Here is a 20,530-nt window from a genome sequence, read left to right on the forward strand (position 1 = left end):
CATACTAGTATTTTGGAAAAGGAGCCTATATGGAATGGATTAAACTAATAGGGATACTTATCATTGTGGTTGGTTTTATCTATAAATTAGATACCATTGCAACAGTAGTCTTAGCTAGTTTAGTTACAGCTCTAGTTTCTGGAGTTTCTCTTGTTGAGTTCTTGGAAATTTTGGGAAAAGAATTTAGTAATCAACGAGTTCTGACGATTTTTATAGTGACTTTGCCACTGGTAGGTTTATCTGAAACTTTTGGGCTCAAGCAACGTTCGATTGACTTGATTCAAAAGATTAAAGGACTGACTGTAGGAAGTTTTTATACAGTGTATTTCTTTTTTCGGGAACTCGATGGTTTCTTTGCCATTCGTCTAGGAGGACATCCGCAGTTTGTAAGGCCTTTGGTTCAACCCATGGGACAAGCAGCAGCGGAGTCACAATTAGGTAGAAAATTAACGGAGCAGGAGAGCGAAGCGCTAAAAGCGCGTGCAGCAGCAAATGATAATTTTGCAAATTTCTTTGCTCAGAATACTTTCGTTGGTGCAGGTGGTGTCCTCTTAGTTGGGGGCACTCTGGACCAATTAGGTTACGAAAGTAATTATGCAGGCATCGCTTCGGCTTCACTTATTATTGCAGGAGTTGCCCTTATTGTAGTAGGGATTTACAATTACCTGTTCGATAAAAAACTGCTAGCAAAAAAGGTTAGTAAAGGAAAACAAGAATGACCAATCTAGCAAGACAGTTATTAGAATTGACCTATATTGTGATTGGTTGTCAATTCCTTCATACGGCTTATTGTAGCTATAGAGATAAAACAAACCCAGTTCGCTTTGGAACGGCTGGGTTTTGGGCTTTATTGGGTATCAGTTTTATTGGTGGCTCCTATCTACCGTCTCTCTATATTGGAGTAATCGTAGTGCTCTTAGCCCTACTGACGCTCTTTAAACAGATTCGTATCGGAACCTTGCCGTCTCTGGATGAAGTCAAGGCAAATATTGAAGCCAAACGATTAAAGAATAAAATTTTTATCCCAGTCATGTTAATGGCTTTGATTGCTTTAGTATTAGCAAAAGTAATTCCTGAGTTTAGTAAGGTAGCTATCAGCCTTGCAGCATTTTTTGCAACCCTGTCTCTTCTTTTGATTACCAAGAGTTCTCCTAAGAGCTTATTAGCAGAAAACAATCGCATGGTCCAGCAAGTTTCAACCAGTGGGATAGTTCCTCAACTTTTAGGTGCTTTGGGGGCAATTTTTACTGTAGCTGGAGTTGGAGACTTGATTTCGCATTTAATAAGCGGTCTAGTACCTTCGGGTAGTCGTTTTATGGGAGTAGTAGCTTATGTCCTTGGTATGGTTCTATTTTCCATGATAATGGGGAATGCATTTGCGGCTTTCACAGTCATTACTGCTGGAATTGGTGTTCCCTTTGTATTTGCCTTGGGAGCTGATCCAATCGTAGCCGCTGCACTTGCAATGACAGCAGGTTGCTGTGGGACCTTACTGACTCCAATGGCTGCTAACTTTAATGCATTACCGGCAGCACTTTTGGAGATGAAAGATCCAAATGGCGTTATCAAAGCGCAAGTAGGAGTGGCTGTTATCATGATAATCCTACATGTATTTTTAATGTACTATTTGGCGTTTTAGCAAAGGAAATAAAATGAAAATATTAGTTACAGGTTTTGATCCTTTCGGTGGTGAAAAGGTCAATCCAGCTCTGGAAGCAGTTAAATCATTGCCGTCTGTAATTCATGGAGCGGAGATACGCGGGGTAGAGATTCCAACAGTCTTTTATCAATCAGCAGAGGTTTTAGAAGCAGAAATTGTCCGTTATCAACCAGATGTGGTACTCTGCATCGGACAAGCAGGAGGTAGAGCTAGTTTAACTCCTGAACGAGTTGCCATCAATCAAGATGATGCAAGAATTCCAGATAACCAAGGGAATCAACCGATTGACACACCTATTCGCCTAGATGGAGAAGCTGCCTATTTTAGCACGCTCCCTATCAAAGCAATGGTACAAGCCATAAAAGAGCTAGGGCTGCCAGCTACAGTATCCAATACAGCTGGAACCTTTGTTTGCAACCATTTAATGTATCAGGCTCTCTATTTAGCGGATAAAAAGTTTCCACATATGAGAGCAGGCTTTATGCATATTCCCTATATGACCGAACAAGTGGTAAATAAGCCTAATACTGCATCCATGTGCTTAAGAGATATTGTCCGAGGTATCGAAGCTGCGATTGGTGCTATCGTAGACTACAAAAATAAGGACTTGAAAATAGTTGGTGGAGCAACCCATTAATTGACTAAAATTCAAGGAAAAAATTTCTCTAGACGATTCAAGGAACTCTTTGCCAAGATTAGCTTGGTAGAGAGTTTTTTCTTGCGAGATCGGGGAATTTCTTGTAAAATAGAGAAAGTGAAAAGAGGTATGGTATGAGTAAAAAAGATAAAAAAATTGAGATTCAGTTGTCAGATGCTAAAGTAGCAGTTGGAAAAGATAACTACGATGGTTATACCTTAATGATTGGTAAAAAGTTAATCGGTAAAATTGCCGAACTAGACAACCAATTTGCAATCATAAAGAATGGAAATGTCGATAGTTTTTACAAGAATCTTGAAAAAGCTGTGGAAATATTGATTGAAAACTATAATTTAGCAAAATAATGCTTGTTTTTTGCAATTTTTCATGATATAATAGGTTTTGTTCATTATCGGAGAGATAGCGAAGAGGCTAAACGCGGCGGACTGTAAATCCGCTCCTTCGGGTTCGGGGGTTCGAATCCCTCTCTCTCCATTTCACTTTTGGGGTATAGCCAAGCGGTAAGGCAAGGGACTTTGACTCCCTCATGCGTTGGTTCGAATCCAGCTACCCCAGTTCTTAGGTAATAAATTCAAGATGAAAAGCAAAATATCTTAGGGTATTTTATTTTTATAATTGAAGGACGTTCGAGATGTTCATGTCGTTGCGGGTGCTTAGGAAAAAAATTATAAGTATGTCAAGTTAAAAAACTTGATTGTTGGAGGATTTTTTAGATGAATGAATTTGAAGATTTGCTAAATAGCGTTAGCCAAGTTGAACCTGGTGATGTTGTTAGTGCTGAAGTATTGACAGTTGATGCTAATCAAGCTAACGTTGCAATCTCAGGAACTGGTGTTGAAGGTGTCTTGACTCTTCGCGAATTGACAAACGATCGCGATGCAGATATCAATGACTTTGTAAAAGTAGGTGAAGTATTTGATGTTCTTGTACTTCGTCAAGTAGTTGGTAAAGATACTGATACAGTAACATACCTTGTATCTAAAAAACGCCTTGAAGCTCGCAAAGCATGGGACAAACTTGTAGGACGTGAAGAAGAAGTTGTTACAGTTAAAGGAACTCGCGCTGTTAAAGGTGGACTTTCAGTAGAATTTGAAGGTTTGCGTGGATTTATCCCAGCTTCAATGTTGGATACACGTTTCGTACGTAACACTGAGCGTTTTGTAGGTCAAGAATTTGAAGCTAAAATCAAAGAAGTTGACCCTAAAGAAAACCGCTTCATCCTTTCACGTCGTGAAGTTGTAGAAGCAGCTACTGCTGCAGCTCGTGCTGAAGTATTCGGTAAATTGGCTGTTGGTGATGTTGTAACTGGTAAAGTTGCACGTATCACAAGCTTCGGTGCTTTCATCGACCTTGGTGGTGTTGATGGATTGGTTCACTTGACTGAATTGTCACACGAACGTAACGTTTCACCTAAATCAGTAGTAACTGTTGGTGAAGAAGTTGAAGTGAAAATCCTTGATCTTAACGAAGAAGAAGGACGTGTATCACTTTCACTTAAAGCAACAACACCTGGACCATGGGATGGCGTTGAGCAAAAATTGGCTAAAGGTGACGTTGTAGAAGGTACAGTTAAACGTTTGACTGACTTCGGTGCATTTGTTGAAGTATTGCCAGGTATTGATGGACTTGTTCACGTATCACAAATTTCACACAAACGTATTGAAAATCCAAAAGAAGCTCTTACAGTTGGTCAAGAAGTTACTGTTAAAGTTCTTGATGTTAACGCTGATGCAGAACGCGTTTCACTTTCTATCAAGGCTCTTGAAGAACGTCCAGCTCAAGAAGAAGGACAAAACGAAGAAAAACGTGCTCCACGTCCACGTCGTCCAAAACGTCAAGAAAAACGTGACTTTGAACTTCCAGAAACACAAACTGGATTCTCAATGGCTGACTTGTTCGGAGACATCGAACTTTAATCAATCAGATTTAATTACAAATCCTTTGTTGTTAAAACAAGGGATTTTTCTTTTTTCAACTAGTATTTTTTGATATAATGGTTTTATGTTATATTCCGAAAAAGAATCAATTTATCAGATGGTCAATGCTCAGCTCACGGCACTTTTAGAAGGTGAGACCAATGTGTTGGCTAATCTATCAAATGCCAGCGCTCTCTTAAAAATGAACTTTCCTCGTACTGTCTTTGCAGGTTTCTATTTATATGACGGAAATGAGCTTATTTTAGGGCCTTTTCAAGGTGGAGTTTCATGTGTTAGAATCCCACTTGGGAAAGGCGTTTGTGGAGAGTCTGCGGCTAGTTGTCAAACGGTTATCGTTGGTGATGTGAAGACCTATCCCAACTATATTTCTTGTGATAGTAGTGCTCGTAGTGAGATTGTTCTTCCAATGGTAAAAAATGGACAGCTTCTTGGAGTATTAGATTTAGATTCATCTCATGTTGATGATTATGATGAAATTGATCAACGCTATTTAGAAGAATTTGTTACCATCTTATTGGAAAAAACAGAATGGATATTTTCAATGTTTGAGGAGAAAGCATAATGTATCAGGCGCTTTATCGAAAATATAGAAGTCAAAATTTTTCACAGTTAGTGGGCCAGGATGTTATTGCTCGAACCCTTAAACAGGCTGTGGAACAAGATAAAATCAGTCACGCCTACCTATTTTCAGGGCCTCGTGGAACTGGCAAAACCAGTGTAGCCAAAATATTTGCCAAGGCTATGAACTGCTCTAATCAAGTAGGGGGAGAACCTTGTAATAACTGTTATATCTGTCAAGCGGTAACGGAAGGAAGTTTAGAAGACGTTATCGAAATGGATGCTGCTTCTAATAATGGGGTTGATGAAATTCGTGATATCCGTGATAAATCAACCTATGCTCCAAGTATAGCTCAGTATAAGGTCTATATCATTGACGAGGTCCATATGCTTTCAACAGGTGCCTTTAATGCTCTTTTGAAAACACTGGAAGAACCTACTCCAAATGTCGTTTTTATTCTGGCAACGACAGAGTTGCATAAAATTCCTGCAACGATTTTATCTCGTGTTCAACGATTTGAGTTTAAGTCTATTAAGACTCAGGATATTCGTGATCATATCTTCCAGATTTTGGAAAAAGAAGGAATTGATTACGAGACAGAAGCTGTCGAAATTATTGCTCGACGAGCTGAAGGTGGTATGCGGGACGCCTTATCTATCTTAGACCAGGCATTAAGCTTAACACAGGAAACTACTCTTACTACAGCAGTTTCTGAGGAAATCACTGGGACCATTAGTTTAAGTGCCTTAGATCATTACGTGGCTGCTTTAGCTCAAAAGGATGTAACAGCTGCCTTAGAAAATCTGGACTTAATCTTTGAGAATGGGAAGAGCATGACACGGTTTGTAGTGGATTTACTACAATACTTACGTGATATCTTAATTGTTCAAGCAGGCGGAGAGAATACTCACCATAGTGATGGATTTGAGAGAAATTTGGACCTTCCGCAGGATATCTTGTTTGAGATGATTAGTCTTGCTACTAAAAGTCTGGCTGATATTAAAGCTAGCTTACAGCCTAAGATTTATGCTGAAATGATGACCATTCGTTTAGCAGAAATTGATTCTCAACCAGAACTTTCAGGTGAGGTTGCTGAAGAATTATCTTCTCTACGAGAAGAAGTTGCACGGTTAAAACAAGCTCTTGCTAATGTAGGGTCTACCCCAAAACAATCTGTTTCGACACCGAGTCGTCCGACGAACAATAAGTCCATCTATCGTGTAGACCGAAATAAGGTACAGTCTATTCTTCAAGAAGCAGTAGAAAATCCAGACTTAGCCCGTCAAAACTTAATCCGTCTTCAGAATGCTTGGGGAGAAGTCATCGAAAGCTTATCAGGACCAGATAAGGCACTCTTGGCTGGTTCTCAACCTGTTGCAGCTAATGAACACCATGCGATTTTGGCTTTTGAATCGAATTTCAATGCTGGTCAAACCATGAAACGAGACAATCTCAACACCATGTTTGGCAATATTCTTAGTCGTGCTGCTGGATTTTCTCCAGAGATTCTTGCTATTTCTATGGATGAATGGAAGGAAGTTCGAGCTGCATTTTCAAGCAGAGCTAAAGGTTCTCAAGAACAGGTCAATAAGGAAGAACCCGAAGAATCCATACTTCCTCAAGGCTTTGAATTTTTAGCAGATAAAGTGACCATAGCAGAAGACTAATAGAAAGTTGTGGTAAAAGACTATGAACAGACAACAATTTATTATCATGGCCTTATTTACTGCTGCTGAGACTTATTTCTTTAATGAATCCATCATGGAGCAACGGTATATCGTGGCCTTGCTTTGGGCTATTTTGATCCTGAGAAATTTTCGCGTGAGCTATATCATGGGTAAAATTGTGAGCGCTATAGATGATCATTTTCAAGGGAAGAAGTAGCTCCTAGCTTCTAGACAAAATCAAAGCCTTTTAGGCTTTTTTTTGTTATACTATAAAGGTATATTTATTGACATTTTACCGTATTTTCTAAGACTTTAAAAAGTTGAATTTTAGTGGGTACTGTAAAAAGGATTGAAAAGAAAGGAACTATCATGTCAGTATTAGAGATCAAAGATCTTCACGTTGAAATTGAAGGAAAAGAAATTTTAAAAGGAGTCAACCTGACTCTTAAAACAGGTGAAATTGCAGCTATCATGGGACCAAATGGTACCGGTAAGTCTACTCTTTCAGCTGCAATTATGGGAAACCCGAACTATGAAGTCACTAAAGGTGAAGTCTTGTTTGACGGTGTAAATATCCTTGAATTGGAAGTTGACGAGCGTGCGCGCATGGGACTTTTCCTTGCTATGCAATACCCATCAGAAATTCCTGGAATCACAAATGCTGAATTTCTTCGTGCAGCCATGAATGCTGGTAAAGAAGATGACGAAAAGATTTCAGTTCGCGAATTTATCACTAAGCTAGACGAAAAAATGGAATTGCTCAACATGAAAGAAGAAATGGCTGAGCGTTACCTTAATGAAGGATTCTCTGGTGGTGAGAAAAAACGTAACGAAATTCTACAACTCTTGATGTTGGAACCAACTTTTGCCCTTCTTGATGAGATTGACTCTGGTCTTGATATCGATGCTCTTAAAGTTGTTTCTAAAGGTGTCAATGCTATGCGTGGCGAAGGCTTTGGTGCAATGATCATTACTCACTATCAACGTCTCTTGAACTATATCACGCCAGATGTAGTACACGTTATGATGGAAGGTCGTGTTGTTCTTTCTGGTGGTCCAGAATTGGCTGCACGTTTGGAACGTGAAGGATACGCAAAATTAGCTGAAGAACTTGGCTATGACTACAAGGAAGAATTGTAATTCGCTCGTATCTTTTAGGAGAAGTAAATGACTAAAGAAACTATTAAACTTTTTTCAGAAATGCATGCTGAACCAAGCTGGTTGGCTGACCTCCGTCAAAAAGCCTTTGATAAGATTGAGAGTTTAGAATTACCAGTTATTGAGCGTGTTAAATTTCACCGTTGGAATCTGGGTGATGGAACTATTACAGAAAGTGAACCGTCAGCAAATGTACCTGACTTCACTGCTCTAGACAATCACTTGAAGTTGGTGCAAGTAGGAACCCAAACTGTTTTCGAACAAATTCCAGTTGAGTTGGCTGAACAAGGAGTGCTCTTTACAGACTTCCACTCAGCTTTAGAAGAAATCCCAGAACTTGTAGAAGAATTCTTCATGTCATCTGTTAAGTACGATGATGACAAGCTGGCAGCTTATCACACTGCTTATTTTAACAGTGGTGCTGTTCTCTACATACCTGATAATGTTGAGATTGCTGAACCAATCGAAGGAATTTTCTATCAAGATAGCGATAGCGATGTGCCATTTAACAAGCATATCCTCATTATCGCTGGTAAGAATAGTAAGATTAGCTACCTTGAGCGTCTGGAGTCACGTGGTGAAGGTAGTGCTAAGGCAACTGCCAATATCACAGTAGAAGTGATTGCTCGTTCAGGCGCGCAAGTGAAGTTTGCTGCGATTGACCGTCTAGGAGAGAACGTCACAACCTACATTAGCCGCCGTGGTAAATTGGGCAACGATGCAAGTATTGACTGGGCTATCGGTGTCATGAATGAAGGAAATGTTGTTGCTGACTTTGATAGTGACTTGATTGGTAATGGTAGCCATGCAGATCTTAAGGTTGTAGCGCTTTCAAGTGGCCGTCAGGTTCAAGGGATTGATACTCGAGTGACTAACTATGGTTGCAACTCTATCGGTAATATCCTTCAACATGGGGTTATCCTTGAAAAAGCAACTTTGACCTTCAACGGTATCGGACACATCATCAAGGGTGCTAAGGGAGCAGATGCTCAACAAGAAAGCCGTGTTCTCATGCTTTCTGACCAAGCTCGTTCAGATGCTAACCCAATTCTTTTGATTGACGAAAATGATGTTACTGCAGGTCACGCAGCCTCTATCGGTCAAGTAGATCCAGAAGATATGTACTACCTTATGAGCCGTGGTTTAGATCAAGCAACTGCAGAACGCTTGGTTGTACGTGGATTCCTTGGATCAGTTATCGTTGAGATTCCAGTCAAGGAAGTTCGTGATGAAATGATTGCGACGATCGAAGAAAAATTGTCAAAACGCTAAGGGGAAGCCTATGTTAGATGTAGAAGTGATTCGCAAGGATTTTCCGATTTTAGACCAGATTGTCAACGACGAGCCTTTGGTCTATCTGGACAATGCTGCGACGACACAAAAACCATTAGCAGTTCTGGAAGCCATTAATCACTACTATGAGCAGGACAATGCCAATGTTCACCGTGGAGTTCACACTTTGGCAGAACGAGCGACAGCATCCTATGAAGCTGCTCGTGAAACTATTCGTAAGTTCATCAATGCAGGTTCGACAAAGGAAGTTCTCTTTACCAGAGGTACCACAACTGGTCTCAACTGGGTAGCGCGCTTCGCTGAGGAGGTCTTGACCGAGGGAGACCAAGTCTTGATTTCAGTCATGGAACACCATTCCAATATTATTCCATGGCAGGAAGCTTGTCGAAAGACTGGGGCAGAGCTTGTGTATGTCTATCTCAAGGACGGAGCTCTTGATATGGATGACTTGCGTTCTAAATTGACTGACAAAGTTAAATTTGTTTCACTAGCTCACGCATCAAACGTTCTTGGAGTGGTTAATCCTATCAAAGAAATCACGCAAATGGCTCATGAAGTTGGAGCTATTATGGTGGTGGATGGTGCTCAGTCTACACCTCATATGAAGATTGATGTCCAGGACTTGGATGTAGACTTCTTTGCCTTCTCAGGTCACAAGATGGCTGGTCCGACAGGCATCGGTGTTCTTTATGGCAAAGAAAAGTATCTGGAACAAATGTCACCGGTGGAGTTTGGTGGCGAGATGATTGATTTCGTATATGAGCAATCTGCTAGTTGGAAAGAATTGCCTTGGAAATTCGAGGCCGGAACTCCCAATATGGCAGGTGCGATCGGACTTGCAGCTGCAGTAGATTATCTTGAAAATCTTGGGATGGATGCGATTGAAGCTCATGAACAGGAATTGATCGCATATGTCTTTCCAAAATTGCGGGCCATTGAAGGATTGACCATTTACGGTTCGCAAGATTTGGCTCAACGTTCAGGTGTTATTGCCTTTAATCTAGGAGACCTTCATCCTCACGACCTTGCGACAGCTCTGGATTATGAAGGAGTAGCGGTTCGTGCCGGTCACCATTGCGCTCAACCTTTGCTCCAGTATTTAGAAGTTCCAGCAACAGCTCGTGCAAGTTTTTATATCTACAATACCAAGGCAGATTGCGACAAGTTAGTCGATGCTTTACAAAAGACAAAGGAGTTTTTCAATGGCACTTTCTAAACTAGATAGCCTTTATATGGCAGTGGTGGCAGACCATTCGAAAAATCCCCATCACCAAGGGAAGCTAGAAGATGCTGAACAAATCAGTCTTAACAATCCAACCTGTGGTGATGTGATTAATCTCTCTGTTAAGTTTAATGCAGATAATCGTTTGGAAGATATTGCTTTTCTAAACTCTGGTTGTACGATTTCAACTGCTTCCGCTAGTATGATGACAGATGCAGTCTTAGGAAAGACCAAGCAAGAAATCCTAGAGCTTGCAACCATCTTTTCTGAAATGGTTCAAGGTCAAAAGGATGAGCGTCAAGATCAACTTGGAGATGCAGCTTTCTTATCAGGAGTTGCCAAGTTTCCTCAACGAATCAAATGCGCAACCCTTGCTTGGAACGCCCTTAAAAAAACAATTGAAGACCAATAAAAAAAATAAGACAAAGTTTCTTTGTTTTATTAATCATAAGTAATGAAGAATGAAAGAAAGGATATTATGGCTGAAGAAAGAGTAGAACCAAAACCAATTGACCTTGGTGAATATAAATTTGGTTTCCATGATGATGTAGAGCCTGTCCTATCGACAGGAAAAGGATTGAATGAAGATGTCATTCGTGAACTATCAGCTGCTAAGGGTGAGCCTGAGTGGATGTTAGAATTCCGTTTGAAGTCTTATGAAACCTTCAAAAAAATGCCCATGCAAACATGGGGAGCAGACTTGTCAGAGATTGATTTTAATGACTTGATTTACTACCAAAAACCATCTGATAAACCAGCTCGTTCTTGGGATGAAGTTCCTGAAAAAATCAAAGAAACCTTTGAACGTATTGGGATTCCTGAAGCTGAGCGTGCTTATCTTGCTGGAGCTTCTGCCCAGTATGAGTCAGAAGTGGTTTACCATAACATGAAGGAAGAATTTGAGAAGTTAGGTATCATCTTTACAGATACAGATTCTGCCCTCAAGGAATACCCAGACTTGTTTAAACAATACTTTGCGAAGTTAGTACCGCCGACAGATAACAAGTTAGCTGCCCTCAATTCAGCAGTATGGTCAGGTGGAACCTTTATCTATGTACCAAAAGGAGTTAAAGTGGATATTCCACTTCAAACTTACTTCCGTATCAACAATGAAAATACTGGTCAGTTTGAACGTACTCTGATTATCGTTGATGAGGGAGCAAGTGTCCACTACGTAGAAGGATGTACAGCGCCAACATATTCAAGCAACAGCTTGCATGCTGCTATTGTAGAAATCTTTGCTTTGGACGGAGCATATATGCGTTATACGACTATTCAAAACTGGTCTGATAATGTCTATAACTTGGTAACAAAACGCGCTAAGGCTCAAAAAGATGCGACTGTTGAGTGGATTGATGGGAACTTGGGTGCCAAAACAACTATGAAATATCCATCTGTATACTTAGATGGAGAAGGAGCGCGTGGTACCATGCTTTCTATTGCCTTTGCTAATGCAGGGCAACACCAGGATACTGGTGCCAAGATGATCCACAATGCACCGCATACTAGTTCATCTATCGTATCTAAGTCTATCGCTAAAGGTGGTGGTAAGGTAGACTACCGTGGACAAGTAACCTTTAACAAAAACTCTAAGAAATCTGTTTCTCACATTGAGTGTGATACTATTATCATGGATGACTTGTCTGCATCTGACACAATTCCGTTTAATGAAATTCATAACTCGCAAGTTGCTTTGGAGCACGAAGCTAAGGTTTCTAAGATTTCAGAAGAACAACTTTACTACCTCATGAGTCGTGGATTATCAGAGCAAGAAGCAACTGAAATGATTGTCATGGGATTTGTAGAGCCTTTCACCAAAGAACTTCCAATGGAATATGCAGTTGAGCTTAACCGCTTGATTAGCTACGAAATGGAAGGATCAGTTGGCTAGACTATATGAACAAATACAGAACGAATGTTACATTTGTTCTGTTTTTTTAATATTTTTAGTTTATAAATATTCACATTTGAAACGATATATGGTAGAATAATACAAAAATCAGTAAATGGGGGATGAATATGAATATTTTTAGGACAAAAGATGTTAGTTTGGGTAAGACTGAAATGTATCGCCATTTAAAATTATGGGATTTAATTCTCTTGGGAATTGGTGCCATGGTTGGTACAGGAATCTTTACCATCACTGGTACTGCAGCAGCTACGCTTGCTGGTCCTGCTCTTGTGGTATCTATCGTGATTTCTGCAATCTGTGTATCATTATCAGCTCTCTTTTTTGCTGAGTTTGCTTCACGAGTCCCCGCAACCGGTGGAGCCTATAGTTATTTATACGCAATTTTGGGTGAATTTCCAGCTTGGATAGCTGGCTGGTTAACCATTATGGAATTTATGACAGCAGTTTCTGGTGTGGCTTCAGGTTGGGCGGCTTACTTTAAAGGTTTGCTTAGCCATTACGGAATTTCTCTGCCTCAAGCACTAAATGGGACATTTAATCCAGCACAAGGTAGCTATATTGATCTCCTGCCAATTTTAGTCATTCTTCTTGTTACTGGTCTTGTCTTATTAAATTCAAAAACAGCTTTGCGCTTTAATTCCATTCTAGTAGTCTTGAAATTTTCTGCTCTTGCTTTATTCATCTTAGTTGGAGTCTGGTATATCAAACTTGAGAACTGGTCAGACTTTGCTCCATTTGGTTTTGGTCAGATTTACGGTGGAAGCACTGGGATTGTGGCAGGTGCTTCACTCATGTTCTTTGGATTTTTAGGTTTTGAGTCCATTTCTATGGCAGTTGATGAAATTCAAAATCCTCAGAAAAATATTCCTTGTGGAATTGTTTTATCCTTGATGATTGTAACCATTCTCTATGCTTTGGTTACCTTGATATTAACTGGTATCGTTCACTACAGCAAGCTCAATGTTGATGATGCAGTGGCTTTTGCTCTTAGAAGCATTGGTATTGGTTGGGCAGCTAATTATGTTTCTCTGGTTGCTATTTTTACTTTGATTACAGTATGTATTTCAATGACTTATGCCTTGTCTCGAATGATTTATAGTTTGGCTCGTGATGGCCTCTTGCCTCAAAGTTTCAAACAAGTATCTAAGACAAGTCGAGTCCCTAAGAATGCTACTATTTTAACGGGAGTCGTTTCAGCGATTGCAGCAGGGATTTTTCCTCTATCTAGTATTGCAGCCTTTCTTAATATCTGTACTTTGGCTTATCTTATTTTATTAGCCTATGGGATTATCAAGCTAAGAAAAGATAAGGGAGAGCCTAAAGAGGGAGAATTTAAAACACCCCTGGTTCCCTTTCTACCAATCTTATCGATTCTTATTTGTCTATCCTTCATGCTTCAATATACTCTTGAAACATGGATAGCATTTGGTTTAGCCTTAATAATAGGAGTTATTATTTACTTTACTTATGGCTATAAACATTCAACTTTATCAGAAAGAAAATAAAAAAAATCGCGAGTAATCGCGATTTTTTTATAATTTTTCATTTACAAATCGAACGAAGCGATTCCACCATACTTTTAAGAAGAAGGCCTTTTCGACATTTTTATCAGAAACCATTTCGAAGCTTGGTTTGTCAGAGGTAATATAACCTTGACCAACTAAGTCCTTATCTTCATAGGTTAGATGACCAACCACTGTACCTGCTTCAAGTGGAGCGGTATGTTCAGTAGTATCAGGTGTGTAGGTGACAGATGACTGAGCTCGACTTCCAAGGCGTTGAACAATTTTTATATCTTCTTTAGCAACTGCTGTAACGGTATCTTGTTTTCCATCTAGGACAGGAGATTTACTATCTTGGTAGCTTTCTCCTTGTTTTACAATTGTTTGGAGAGCAAAGTTTGATAAGATATAATCTAGAAGTGCAGAAGAAGCTGTGAAACGAGCATAAGGATTTGTATCTTGGTTATCAGCATTGAGGACAACTGTGATGATACGCATTCCTTTTTCTACAGTCGTACCGACAAAAGAAGCACCTGCTTTATCAGTTGTTCCCGTTTTAAGACCATCGACACCACCTCGGTAAGCAGGCATTCCTTCCAACATATAGTTAGTAGAAGTAATGGTCATTCCTCCGAAAGTAGAGGAAGGTTTCTTGGTAATTTCTAAGACCTGAGGGTACTTGAGGATAAGATTACGAGCGACGACAGCTACATCATAGGCGCTCAATTTATTTTCATCGTCTTTCTTAGAACCTGGATAGATATTGTTTCCAAGAGTTTCATTGTTGAGACCGGTTGTATTGACTAGGGTAGCATCTTGGATTCCCCATTCAAGAAGTTTGGCCTTCATCATATCTACAAAGTCTTTTTCAGATCCCGCAATCTTTTCGGACAAAGCAATAGCTGCGCTGTTAGCACTAGAGACTAATGTTGCTTCTAGCAACTCTTGAACTGTGTAGTTTCTAGCCTCCATAGGAACATTGCTTGCTTCGGAGTTGGTTGTGAGTTGGTAAGGATAATCTGAAATTTCAACTGGAGTAGAGAGGGTGATTTTTCCTTGCTCCAAAGCTTCGTAGACCAAGTAAACAGTTAGTAACTTACTAATAGAAGCAATTTCAACAGGTTGAGTCGCATCTTTTTCATATAAAATCTTACCAGTAGTCGCTTCAACAGCGATGGCATGTTTTGCGGTGACATCAAAATCCTGAGCAAAAGCAGTAGTAGCAGAACCAAATGAAATAAGTGTGATTAATGTTAAAAATAATTTCTTCATAGTAACTTTATTCTATCATAAAGACAAAAAATATTCTTATTTTTATGATGAAGGTTATCAATCTTTTTCGAATTATGGTAAAATAGGAAAAAGAGGAGGTGGCCTATGTTTCGAAGAAATAAATTATTCTTCTGGACAACTGAGATTTTATTAATAACCTTAATTTTCTACCTATGGAGAGAAATGGGTGCTATTGTTACACCGTTTGTAAGTGTTATAAATACTATTATGATTCCTTTTTTACTAGGAGGATTTTTATATTATTTGACCAACCCAATTGTTATCTTTTTAGAGAAAGAGTGTAAAATTAATCGTATTATCGGAATTTTGTTGACCCTATTTGTTCTCTTTGGGTCACTTGTCATTGGTGTTGTCTATCTCTTACCGATTTTAATCAACCAGTTGAGTAGCTTGATTATATCTAGTCAAGGAATCTATGGTCGACTCCAAGATTTAGTAATAGAATTATCAAAATATCCTACTTTCCAAGAGCTTGATATTCAACAAACAATCCGACAATTAAATCTTTCTTATGTTGATATTCTGCAAAATATCTTAAATAGCGTAACAAACAGTGTCGGTAGTGTTCTGTCAGCATTAGTAAGTACAGTTTTAATTATCATTATGACGCCAGTTTTCTTGGTATACTTCCTACTAGATGGGCATAAGTTCTTACCGATGTTAGAAAGAACTGTTTTAAAAAGAGATAGACTGAATATTTCTGGTTTATTAACAAACTTGAATGCGACTATTTCCCGTTATATTAGCGGTGTATCAATTGATGCATTCATAATCGGATGTCTGGCCTTTATCGGATATAGTGTCATTGGACTCAAGTATGCATTGGTCTTTGCTATTTTCTCTGGTTTGGCGAATTTGATACCTTATGTTGGTCCAAGTATCGGTTTGGTTCCAATGGTTATTTCAAATCTATTTACGGATCCACAAAAGATGATTATTGCTGTCATCTATATGTTGATTATCCAACAAGTGGATGGCAATATCCTCTACCCTCGAATTGTTGGTGGTGTTATGAATGTTCATCCAATTACTATCCTGGTTCTGTTACTATTGTCAAGTAATATCTATGGTGTTATTGGTATGATTGTTGCCGTCCCAACTTATTCTATATTAAAAGAAATATCCAAATTCCTTGTACAACTTTACGAAAAACACAAAGAAGTACAAGAAGTTGAAAAAATGTAACGATATTAATAGAGAAACAGATTTAACTGTTTCTCTATTTTTTTTTCGATAAATCTAGTACTTCAAATAAGAATAAGAATAATTGATAAAAACTTTGTAAAACACTTGCAATTTAGCTAAAATTTGATAAAATAGTAAGGAAAGTTAGACTGTATTGCCTACTGTCTATCTATAAAATATATTTTATTGGAGGCTTTTACTCAAATGGCAAAAGAAAAATACGATCGTAGTAAACCACACGTTAACATTGGTACTATCGGACACGTTGACCACGGTAAAACTACCCTAACTGCAGCTATCACAACTGTTTTGGCACGTCGCTTGCCTTCATCAGTTAACCAACCAAAAGACTATGCGTCTATCGATGCTGCTCCAGAAGAACGCGAACGCGGTATCACTATCAACACTGCGCACGTTGAGTACGAAACTGAAAAACGTCACTACGCTCACATCGACGCTCCAGGACACGCGGACTACGTTAAAAACATGATCACTGGTGCCGCTCAAATGGACGGAGCTATCCTTGTAGTAGCTTCAACTGACGGACCAATGCCACAAACTCGTGAGCACATCCTTCTTTCACGTCAGGTTGGTGTTAAACACCTTATCGTCTTCATGAACAAAGTTGACTTGGTTGACGACGAAGAATTGCTTGAATTGGTTGAAATGGAAATCCGTGACCTTCTTTCAGAATACGACTTCCCAGGTGACGATCTTCCAGTTATCCAAGGTTCAGCTCTTAAAGCTCTTGAAGGTGACTCTAAATACGAAGACATCATCATGGAATTGATGAACACTGTTGATGAGTACATCCCAGAACCAGAACGTGACACTGACAAACCATTGCTTCTTCCAGTCGAAGACGTATTCTCAATCACTGGACGTGGTACAGTTGCTTCAGGACGTATCGACCGTGGTACTGTTCGTGTTAACGATGAAATCGAAATCGTTGGTATCAAAGAAGAAATCCAAAAAGCAGTTGTTACTGGTGTTGAAATGTTCCGTAAACAACTTGACGAAGGTCTTGCAGGAGACAACGTAGGTGTGCTTCTTCGTGGTATCCAACGTGATGAAATCGAACGTGGACAAGTTATCGCTAAACCAGGTTCAATCAACCCACACACTAAATTCAAAGGTGAAGTTTACATCCTTACAAAAGAAGAAGGTGGACGTCACACTCCATTCTTCAACAACTACCGCCCACAATTCTACTTCCGTACTACTGACGTTACAGGTTCAATCGAACTTCCAGCAGGTACTGAAATGGTAATGCCAGGTGATAACGTGACAATCGACGTTGAGTTGATCCACCCAATCGCCGTAGAACAAGGTACTACATTCTCTATCCGTGAGGGTGGACGTACTGTTGGTTCAGGTATGGTTACAGAAATCGAAGCTTAATTCGATTTAGTTCCCAGAAGAACAATTATTTAAGTCAGACATTAAAAGAATCTTGCTAAGCAAGGTTCTTTTTTTCTAGCTATACAAAGACAAAATAAGACAGTATGGTAGTTGATAACGAATATAAAAACTTAATTAAATAATTATCTACTTTATTAACGAATGTATATCCTAGTTTTTCAGAATAAATTTTTATTAGGTTAAAAAGCTTTTCACAAATGCCTCTTTTTTTGATAAAATAGAAGGAAGAAAAAAAGAAATGAGTTCGTCATGTCAAAAGGATTTTTAGTCTCTCTAGAGGGGCCAGAGGGAGCTGGGAAAACGAGTGTGCTTGAAGCTATCCTTCCTGTGTTAGAAGAAAAAAAAATAGAGGTTTTAACAACACGTGAACCAGGTGGCGTATTGATTGGTGAGAAGATTAGAGAAGTTATTTTAGATCCTAGTCATACTCAAATGGATGCCAAGACAGAGCTTCTACTCTATATAGCTAGTCGTAGACAACACCTAGTGGAAAAGGTTTTACCAGCACTTGCAGCAGGGAAACTGGTCATCATGGATCGTTTTATTGATAGTTCCGTTGCTTATCAAGGCTTTGGTCGTGGTTTGGACATCGATGCTATTGAATGGCTCAATCAATTTGCGACTGATGGTCTTAAGCCTGATTTGACACTTTATTTTGATATTGATGTTGAGAAAGGTCTTGAACGAATCGCAGCAAATAGTAATCGTGAAGTGAATCGTTTAGACTTGGAAGGTTTAGACCTTCATCGCAAAGTCCGTCAAGGATATCTCTCCCTTCTTGAAAAAGAAGGTGATCGCATTGTTAAGATTGATGCCAGCTTACCACTAGATCAAGTTGTTGAGAATACTAAGAAAGTCTTATTTGACAGAATGGGGCTGCAAGAATGAATCAAGAGCAATTAAAAGCTTGTCAACCACAACAATTTGAACGTTTTGTTCATATCTTAGAACAAAAACAGCTCAATCATGCCTATCTCTTTTCAGGCTTTTTTGGAAGTATGGAGATGGCTTTATTTCTGTCTAAGAGTTTGTTTTGTACTGAAAAACAGGATGTCTTACCCTGCGAGTCTTGTCGAAATTGTAAGTTGATTGATCAAGAAGAATTTCCTGATGTCACAGTTATTCGCCCGATTAATCAGATTATAAAAACAGAAAGAATTAGAGAACTTGTTGGACAATTTTCGCAATCAGGTATTGAAAATCAACGTCAGGTTTTTATCATTGAACAAGCTGAAAAAATGCATGTTAATGCTGCTAATTCGCTTTTAAAGGTTATCGAAGAACCTCAAAGTGAAATCTATATTTTCTTCTTAACCAATGATCAAGAACAAATTTTGCCAACCATTCGAAGTCGGACACAGATTTTCCAATTTAAGAAACAAGTGGCAAATCTTATGGTTGAACTCGAAAAAGCAGGATTGGTCAAAAATAAAGCAAGACTCTTAGCGGAGTTTAGCCAATCGCAAGCAGAAGCTGAAAAACTGACAAATCAAACAAGTTTTTGGACTCTAGTTGAAGAAAGTGAACGATTCTATTCTTGGTTAGATGCTGGGAAAAAGGAAACTTATTTACAGGTCGCAAAATTAGCTAGTTTAGCAGATGACAAAGAAAAACAAGACCACATCTTTAGAATTTTAGAAGTTTTAGCAGGTCAAGAGATTCAAAAAAATGCAGCACGTACAATCTTGCAAAACCTTGTCGAAGCCAGAAAAATGTGGAAAGCAAATGTGTCTTTCCAAAATGCTTTGGAATACCTAGTTTTACAATAAAATGAACATGAAAACAGAAAAAGAAAGGGCTGTTCATGAACAAAAAAGAATTATTTGATGCCTTAGATGATTTTTCTCAACAGTTGTTGGCAACCTTGGCAGATGTCGAAGCCATCAAAAAAAATCTCAAAAGTGTAGTAGAAGAGAATACAGCTCTTCGCTTGGAAAATGATAAACTGAGAGAGCGCATAGGAGAGGAAGAGGATTCTGCTCCTGCAAAGACCAAGCATGTTCGAGAAAATGTTCGTCGAATCTATGAAGATGGCTTTCATGTGTGTCGTGATTTTTATGGACAGCGTCGTGAACAAGATGCGGAATGTATGTTTTGTGATGAGTTGTTGTTTAGGGAGTAAGCATGCAAATTCAAAAAAGTTTTAAAGGTCAGTCACCTTATGGTAAGTTATATCTTGTCGCAACGCCGATTGGAAATCTTGAGGATATGACCTTTCGTGCTATTCAGATTTTGAAAGAGGTGGATTGGATTGCTGCCGAGGATACTCGTAATACTGGCCTATTGCTTAAGCATTTCGATATTTCGACCAAACAAATCAGTTTTCATGAGCACAACGCTAAGGAAAAGATTCCTGATTTGATTCGACTTTTAAAAGACGGTCAAAGTATTGCTCAGGTTTCTGATGCAGGACTTCCTAGCATCTCAGACCCAGGTCACGATCTGGTTAAGGCTGCAATTGAAGAGGATATCGCAGTTGTCACAGTTCCAGGTGCTAGCGCAGGAATTTCTGCCTTGATCGCCAGTGGCTTAGCACCCCAACCTCACATTTTTTATGGTTTCTTACCACGAAAATCAGGCCAGCAAAAGCAATTTTTCGAATCAAAAAAAGATTATCCAGAAACCCAGATTTTCTATGAATCTCCTCACCGTGTAGCAGATACCTTGGAAAATATGCTAGCAGTTTATGGTGATCGTTCAGTTGTCTTAGTTCGAGAATTGACTAAGATTTATGAAGAATACCAACGTGGAAGTATTACAGAGTTATTAGAAAGTATTTCTCAAACACCACTCAAGGGCGAGTGCCTTCTCATTGTAGAGGGAGCTAGTCAAGAAGTAGAAGATAAGGATGAAGAGGACTTGTTCTCAGAAATCCAAGAACGTATCCAACGAGGAATCAAGAAAAATCAAGCCATTAAGGAAGTCGCTAAAATTTATCAGTGGAACAAAAGCCAGCTCTACGCAGCTTATCATGAATGGGAAGAGAATCAATCGGATGACTAAACAGAGAAGTTTTCCTTCTTCCTGAAGTGAATCTAACAATCATTAGTATTTTGCTACGA

General features: G+C 39.1%; 21 protein-coding genes and 2 tRNA genes. 22 read left to right on the plus strand and 1 reads right to left on the minus strand.

All coding sequences use genetic code 11. The features are described 5' to 3' along the window. The first annotated feature begins 29 nt into the window (after positions 1-29). The 16 genes from ACXYSK_RS01510 to ACXYSK_RS01585 all read left to right on the plus strand — a co-directional run bounded on the left by ACXYSK_RS01510 (position 30) and on the right by ACXYSK_RS01585 (position 13,571). Positions 30-719, plus strand: a complete 690-nt coding sequence (locus ACXYSK_RS01510; RefSeq protein WP_458624805.1) for a DUF969 domain-containing protein — start codon at positions 30-32, stop codon at positions 717-719. Beyond that, positions 716-1,639 carry a DUF979 domain-containing protein gene (locus ACXYSK_RS01515; protein WP_458624806.1) on the plus strand — a complete coding sequence of 308 codons (924 nt, stop codon included), beginning with the start codon at positions 716-718 and terminating at the stop codon, positions 1,637-1,639. Before ACXYSK_RS01510 ends, ACXYSK_RS01515 begins: the two co-directional genes overlap by 4 nt. Before the next feature lie 13 nt (positions 1,640-1,652). Next, on the plus strand, positions 1,653-2,297 hold the full coding sequence (gene pcp / locus ACXYSK_RS01520) for a pyroglutamyl-peptidase I (protein WP_458624807.1): 645 nt from the start codon (positions 1,653-1,655) through the stop codon (positions 2,295-2,297). A gap of 134 nt (positions 2,298-2,431) precedes the next feature. Further along, positions 2,432-2,662: a DUF2969 domain-containing protein gene (locus tag ACXYSK_RS01525; RefSeq protein WP_458624808.1), complete on the plus strand. Its 231-nt coding sequence runs from the start codon at positions 2,432-2,434 to the stop codon at positions 2,660-2,662. Positions 2,663-2,711: 49 nt separating this feature from the next. Further along, positions 2,712-2,792: transfer RNA gene (locus ACXYSK_RS01530), tRNA-Tyr, on the plus strand. 9 nt (positions 2,793-2,801) lie between these two features. Then, positions 2,802-2,873: transfer RNA gene (locus ACXYSK_RS01535), tRNA-Gln, on the plus strand. A 158-nt stretch (positions 2,874-3,031) separates the two neighbouring features. Continuing rightward, positions 3,032-4,234 (plus strand): 30S ribosomal protein S1, encoded by a 1,203-nt coding sequence (rpsA, locus tag ACXYSK_RS01540; RefSeq protein ID WP_006145742.1) that lies wholly within the window; start codon positions 3,032-3,034, stop codon positions 4,232-4,234. An 85-nt stretch (positions 4,235-4,319) separates the two neighbouring features. Then, positions 4,320-4,817 (plus strand): GAF domain-containing protein, encoded by a 498-nt coding sequence (locus tag ACXYSK_RS01545; RefSeq protein WP_458624809.1) that lies wholly within the window; start codon positions 4,320-4,322, stop codon positions 4,815-4,817. After that, positions 4,817-6,481, plus strand: coding sequence for a DNA polymerase III subunit gamma/tau (gene dnaX / locus ACXYSK_RS01550; RefSeq protein ID WP_458624810.1), 1,665 nt, complete (start codon positions 4,817-4,819; stop codon positions 6,479-6,481). Before ACXYSK_RS01545 ends, dnaX begins: the two co-directional genes overlap by 1 nt. Positions 6,482-6,503: 22 nt before the next feature. After that, entirely contained in the window at positions 6,504-6,698 is a 195-nt protein-coding gene (locus ACXYSK_RS01555; protein ID WP_004253242.1) for a DUF3272 family protein, read from the plus strand. Positions 6,699-6,850: 152 nt separating this feature from the next. Beyond that, complete coding sequence (gene sufC, locus ACXYSK_RS01560; RefSeq protein ID WP_000114489.1) at positions 6,851-7,621, plus strand: Fe-S cluster assembly ATPase SufC; 771 nt, start codon at positions 6,851-6,853, stop codon at positions 7,619-7,621. A 27-nt stretch (positions 7,622-7,648) separates the two neighbouring features. Continuing rightward, positions 7,649-8,911 (plus strand): Fe-S cluster assembly protein SufD, encoded by a 1,263-nt coding sequence (gene sufD, locus ACXYSK_RS01565; protein ID WP_458624811.1) that lies wholly within the window; start codon positions 7,649-7,651, stop codon positions 8,909-8,911. Positions 8,912-8,921: 10 nt separating this feature from the next. After that, positions 8,922-10,148, plus strand: coding sequence for a cysteine desulfurase (locus ACXYSK_RS01570; protein ID WP_458624812.1), 1,227 nt, complete (start codon positions 8,922-8,924; stop codon positions 10,146-10,148). Beyond that, positions 10,135-10,566, plus strand: coding sequence for a Fe-S cluster assembly sulfur transfer protein SufU (sufU, locus tag ACXYSK_RS01575; RefSeq protein ID WP_414307473.1), 432 nt, complete (start codon positions 10,135-10,137; stop codon positions 10,564-10,566). The genes ACXYSK_RS01570 and sufU overlap by 14 nt, the downstream gene beginning before the upstream one ends. 66 nt (positions 10,567-10,632) lie before the next feature. After that, positions 10,633-12,045, plus strand: a complete 1,413-nt coding sequence (sufB, locus tag ACXYSK_RS01580) for a Fe-S cluster assembly protein SufB (protein WP_458624813.1) — start codon at positions 10,633-10,635, stop codon at positions 12,043-12,045. 128 nt (positions 12,046-12,173) lie between these two features. Next, positions 12,174-13,571, plus strand: coding sequence for an amino acid permease (locus ACXYSK_RS01585; RefSeq protein WP_458624814.1), 1,398 nt, complete (start codon positions 12,174-12,176; stop codon positions 13,569-13,571). A gap of 27 nt (positions 13,572-13,598) precedes the next feature. Here ACXYSK_RS01585 and pbp3 read toward each other — a convergent pair whose 3' ends face one another. Continuing rightward, on the minus strand, positions 13,599-14,840 hold the full coding sequence (gene pbp3, locus ACXYSK_RS01590; protein WP_458624815.1) for a D-alanyl-D-alanine carboxypeptidase PBP3: 1,242 nt from the start codon (positions 14,838-14,840) through the stop codon (positions 13,599-13,601). A gap of 105 nt (positions 14,841-14,945) precedes the next feature. Here pbp3 and ACXYSK_RS01595 point away from each other — a divergent pair, with 105 nt between their 5' ends. The 6 genes from ACXYSK_RS01595 to rsmI all read left to right on the plus strand — a co-directional run bounded on the left by ACXYSK_RS01595 (position 14,946) and on the right by rsmI (position 20,471). Further along, positions 14,946-16,046 (plus strand): AI-2E family transporter, encoded by a 1,101-nt coding sequence (locus ACXYSK_RS01595; protein ID WP_458624816.1) that lies wholly within the window; start codon positions 14,946-14,948, stop codon positions 16,044-16,046. A gap of 204 nt (positions 16,047-16,250) precedes the next feature. Further along, a complete protein-coding gene (gene tuf, locus ACXYSK_RS01600; protein WP_458624817.1) occupies positions 16,251-17,447 on the plus strand; it encodes an elongation factor Tu in 1,197 nt (398 codons plus the stop codon). 270 nt (positions 17,448-17,717) lie between these two features. Then, positions 17,718-18,356, plus strand: coding sequence for a dTMP kinase (gene tmk / locus ACXYSK_RS01605; RefSeq protein ID WP_458624818.1), 639 nt, complete (start codon positions 17,718-17,720; stop codon positions 18,354-18,356). Beyond that, positions 18,353-19,237, plus strand: a complete 885-nt coding sequence (locus tag ACXYSK_RS01610) for a DNA polymerase III subunit delta' (protein ID WP_458624819.1) — start codon at positions 18,353-18,355, stop codon at positions 19,235-19,237. The genes tmk and ACXYSK_RS01610 overlap by 4 nt, the downstream gene beginning before the upstream one ends. 35 nt (positions 19,238-19,272) lie before the next feature. After that, on the plus strand, positions 19,273-19,590 hold the full coding sequence (yabA, locus tag ACXYSK_RS01615; RefSeq protein WP_458624820.1) for a DNA replication initiation control protein YabA: 318 nt from the start codon (positions 19,273-19,275) through the stop codon (positions 19,588-19,590). A 2-nt stretch (positions 19,591-19,592) separates the two neighbouring features. Beyond that, positions 19,593-20,471: a 16S rRNA (cytidine(1402)-2'-O)-methyltransferase gene (gene rsmI / locus ACXYSK_RS01620; protein ID WP_458624821.1), complete on the plus strand. Its 879-nt coding sequence runs from the start codon at positions 19,593-19,595 to the stop codon at positions 20,469-20,471. The last annotated feature ends 59 nt before the right edge of the window (positions 20,472-20,530 follow it).

Source organism: Streptococcus sp. V919 (assembly GCF_054353475.1).

Coding starts and splice junctions, on each gene's coding strand:
- ACXYSK_RS01510 (WP_458624805.1), top strand. CDS start 30: ATGGAATGGATTAAACTAATAGGGATACTTATCATTGTGGTTGGTTTT.
- ACXYSK_RS01515 (WP_458624806.1), top strand. CDS start 716: ATGACCAATCTAGCAAGACAGTTATTAGAATTGACCTATATTGTGATT.
- pcp (WP_458624807.1), top strand. CDS start 1,653: ATGAAAATATTAGTTACAGGTTTTGATCCTTTCGGTGGTGAAAAGGTC.
- ACXYSK_RS01525 (WP_458624808.1), top strand. CDS start 2,432: ATGAGTAAAAAAGATAAAAAAATTGAGATTCAGTTGTCAGATGCTAAA.
- rpsA (WP_006145742.1), top strand. CDS start 3,032: ATGAATGAATTTGAAGATTTGCTAAATAGCGTTAGCCAAGTTGAACCT.
- ACXYSK_RS01545 (WP_458624809.1), top strand. CDS start 4,320: ATGTTATATTCCGAAAAAGAATCAATTTATCAGATGGTCAATGCTCAG.
- dnaX (WP_458624810.1), top strand. CDS start 4,817: ATGTATCAGGCGCTTTATCGAAAATATAGAAGTCAAAATTTTTCACAG.
- ACXYSK_RS01555 (WP_004253242.1), top strand. CDS start 6,504: ATGAACAGACAACAATTTATTATCATGGCCTTATTTACTGCTGCTGAG.
- sufC (WP_000114489.1), top strand. CDS start 6,851: ATGTCAGTATTAGAGATCAAAGATCTTCACGTTGAAATTGAAGGAAAA.
- sufD (WP_458624811.1), top strand. CDS start 7,649: ATGACTAAAGAAACTATTAAACTTTTTTCAGAAATGCATGCTGAACCA.
- ACXYSK_RS01570 (WP_458624812.1), top strand. CDS start 8,922: ATGTTAGATGTAGAAGTGATTCGCAAGGATTTTCCGATTTTAGACCAG.
- sufU (WP_414307473.1), top strand. CDS start 10,135: ATGGCACTTTCTAAACTAGATAGCCTTTATATGGCAGTGGTGGCAGAC.
- sufB (WP_458624813.1), top strand. CDS start 10,633: ATGGCTGAAGAAAGAGTAGAACCAAAACCAATTGACCTTGGTGAATAT.
- ACXYSK_RS01585 (WP_458624814.1), top strand. CDS start 12,174: ATGAATATTTTTAGGACAAAAGATGTTAGTTTGGGTAAGACTGAAATG.
- pbp3 (WP_458624815.1), bottom strand. CDS start 14,840: ATGAAGAAATTATTTTTAACATTAATCACACTTATTTCATTTGGTTCT.
- ACXYSK_RS01595 (WP_458624816.1), top strand. CDS start 14,946: ATGTTTCGAAGAAATAAATTATTCTTCTGGACAACTGAGATTTTATTA.
- tuf (WP_458624817.1), top strand. CDS start 16,251: ATGGCAAAAGAAAAATACGATCGTAGTAAACCACACGTTAACATTGGT.
- tmk (WP_458624818.1), top strand. CDS start 17,718: ATGTCAAAAGGATTTTTAGTCTCTCTAGAGGGGCCAGAGGGAGCTGGG.
- ACXYSK_RS01610 (WP_458624819.1), top strand. CDS start 18,353: ATGAATCAAGAGCAATTAAAAGCTTGTCAACCACAACAATTTGAACGT.
- yabA (WP_458624820.1), top strand. CDS start 19,273: ATGAACAAAAAAGAATTATTTGATGCCTTAGATGATTTTTCTCAACAG.
- rsmI (WP_458624821.1), top strand. CDS start 19,593: ATGCAAATTCAAAAAAGTTTTAAAGGTCAGTCACCTTATGGTAAGTTA.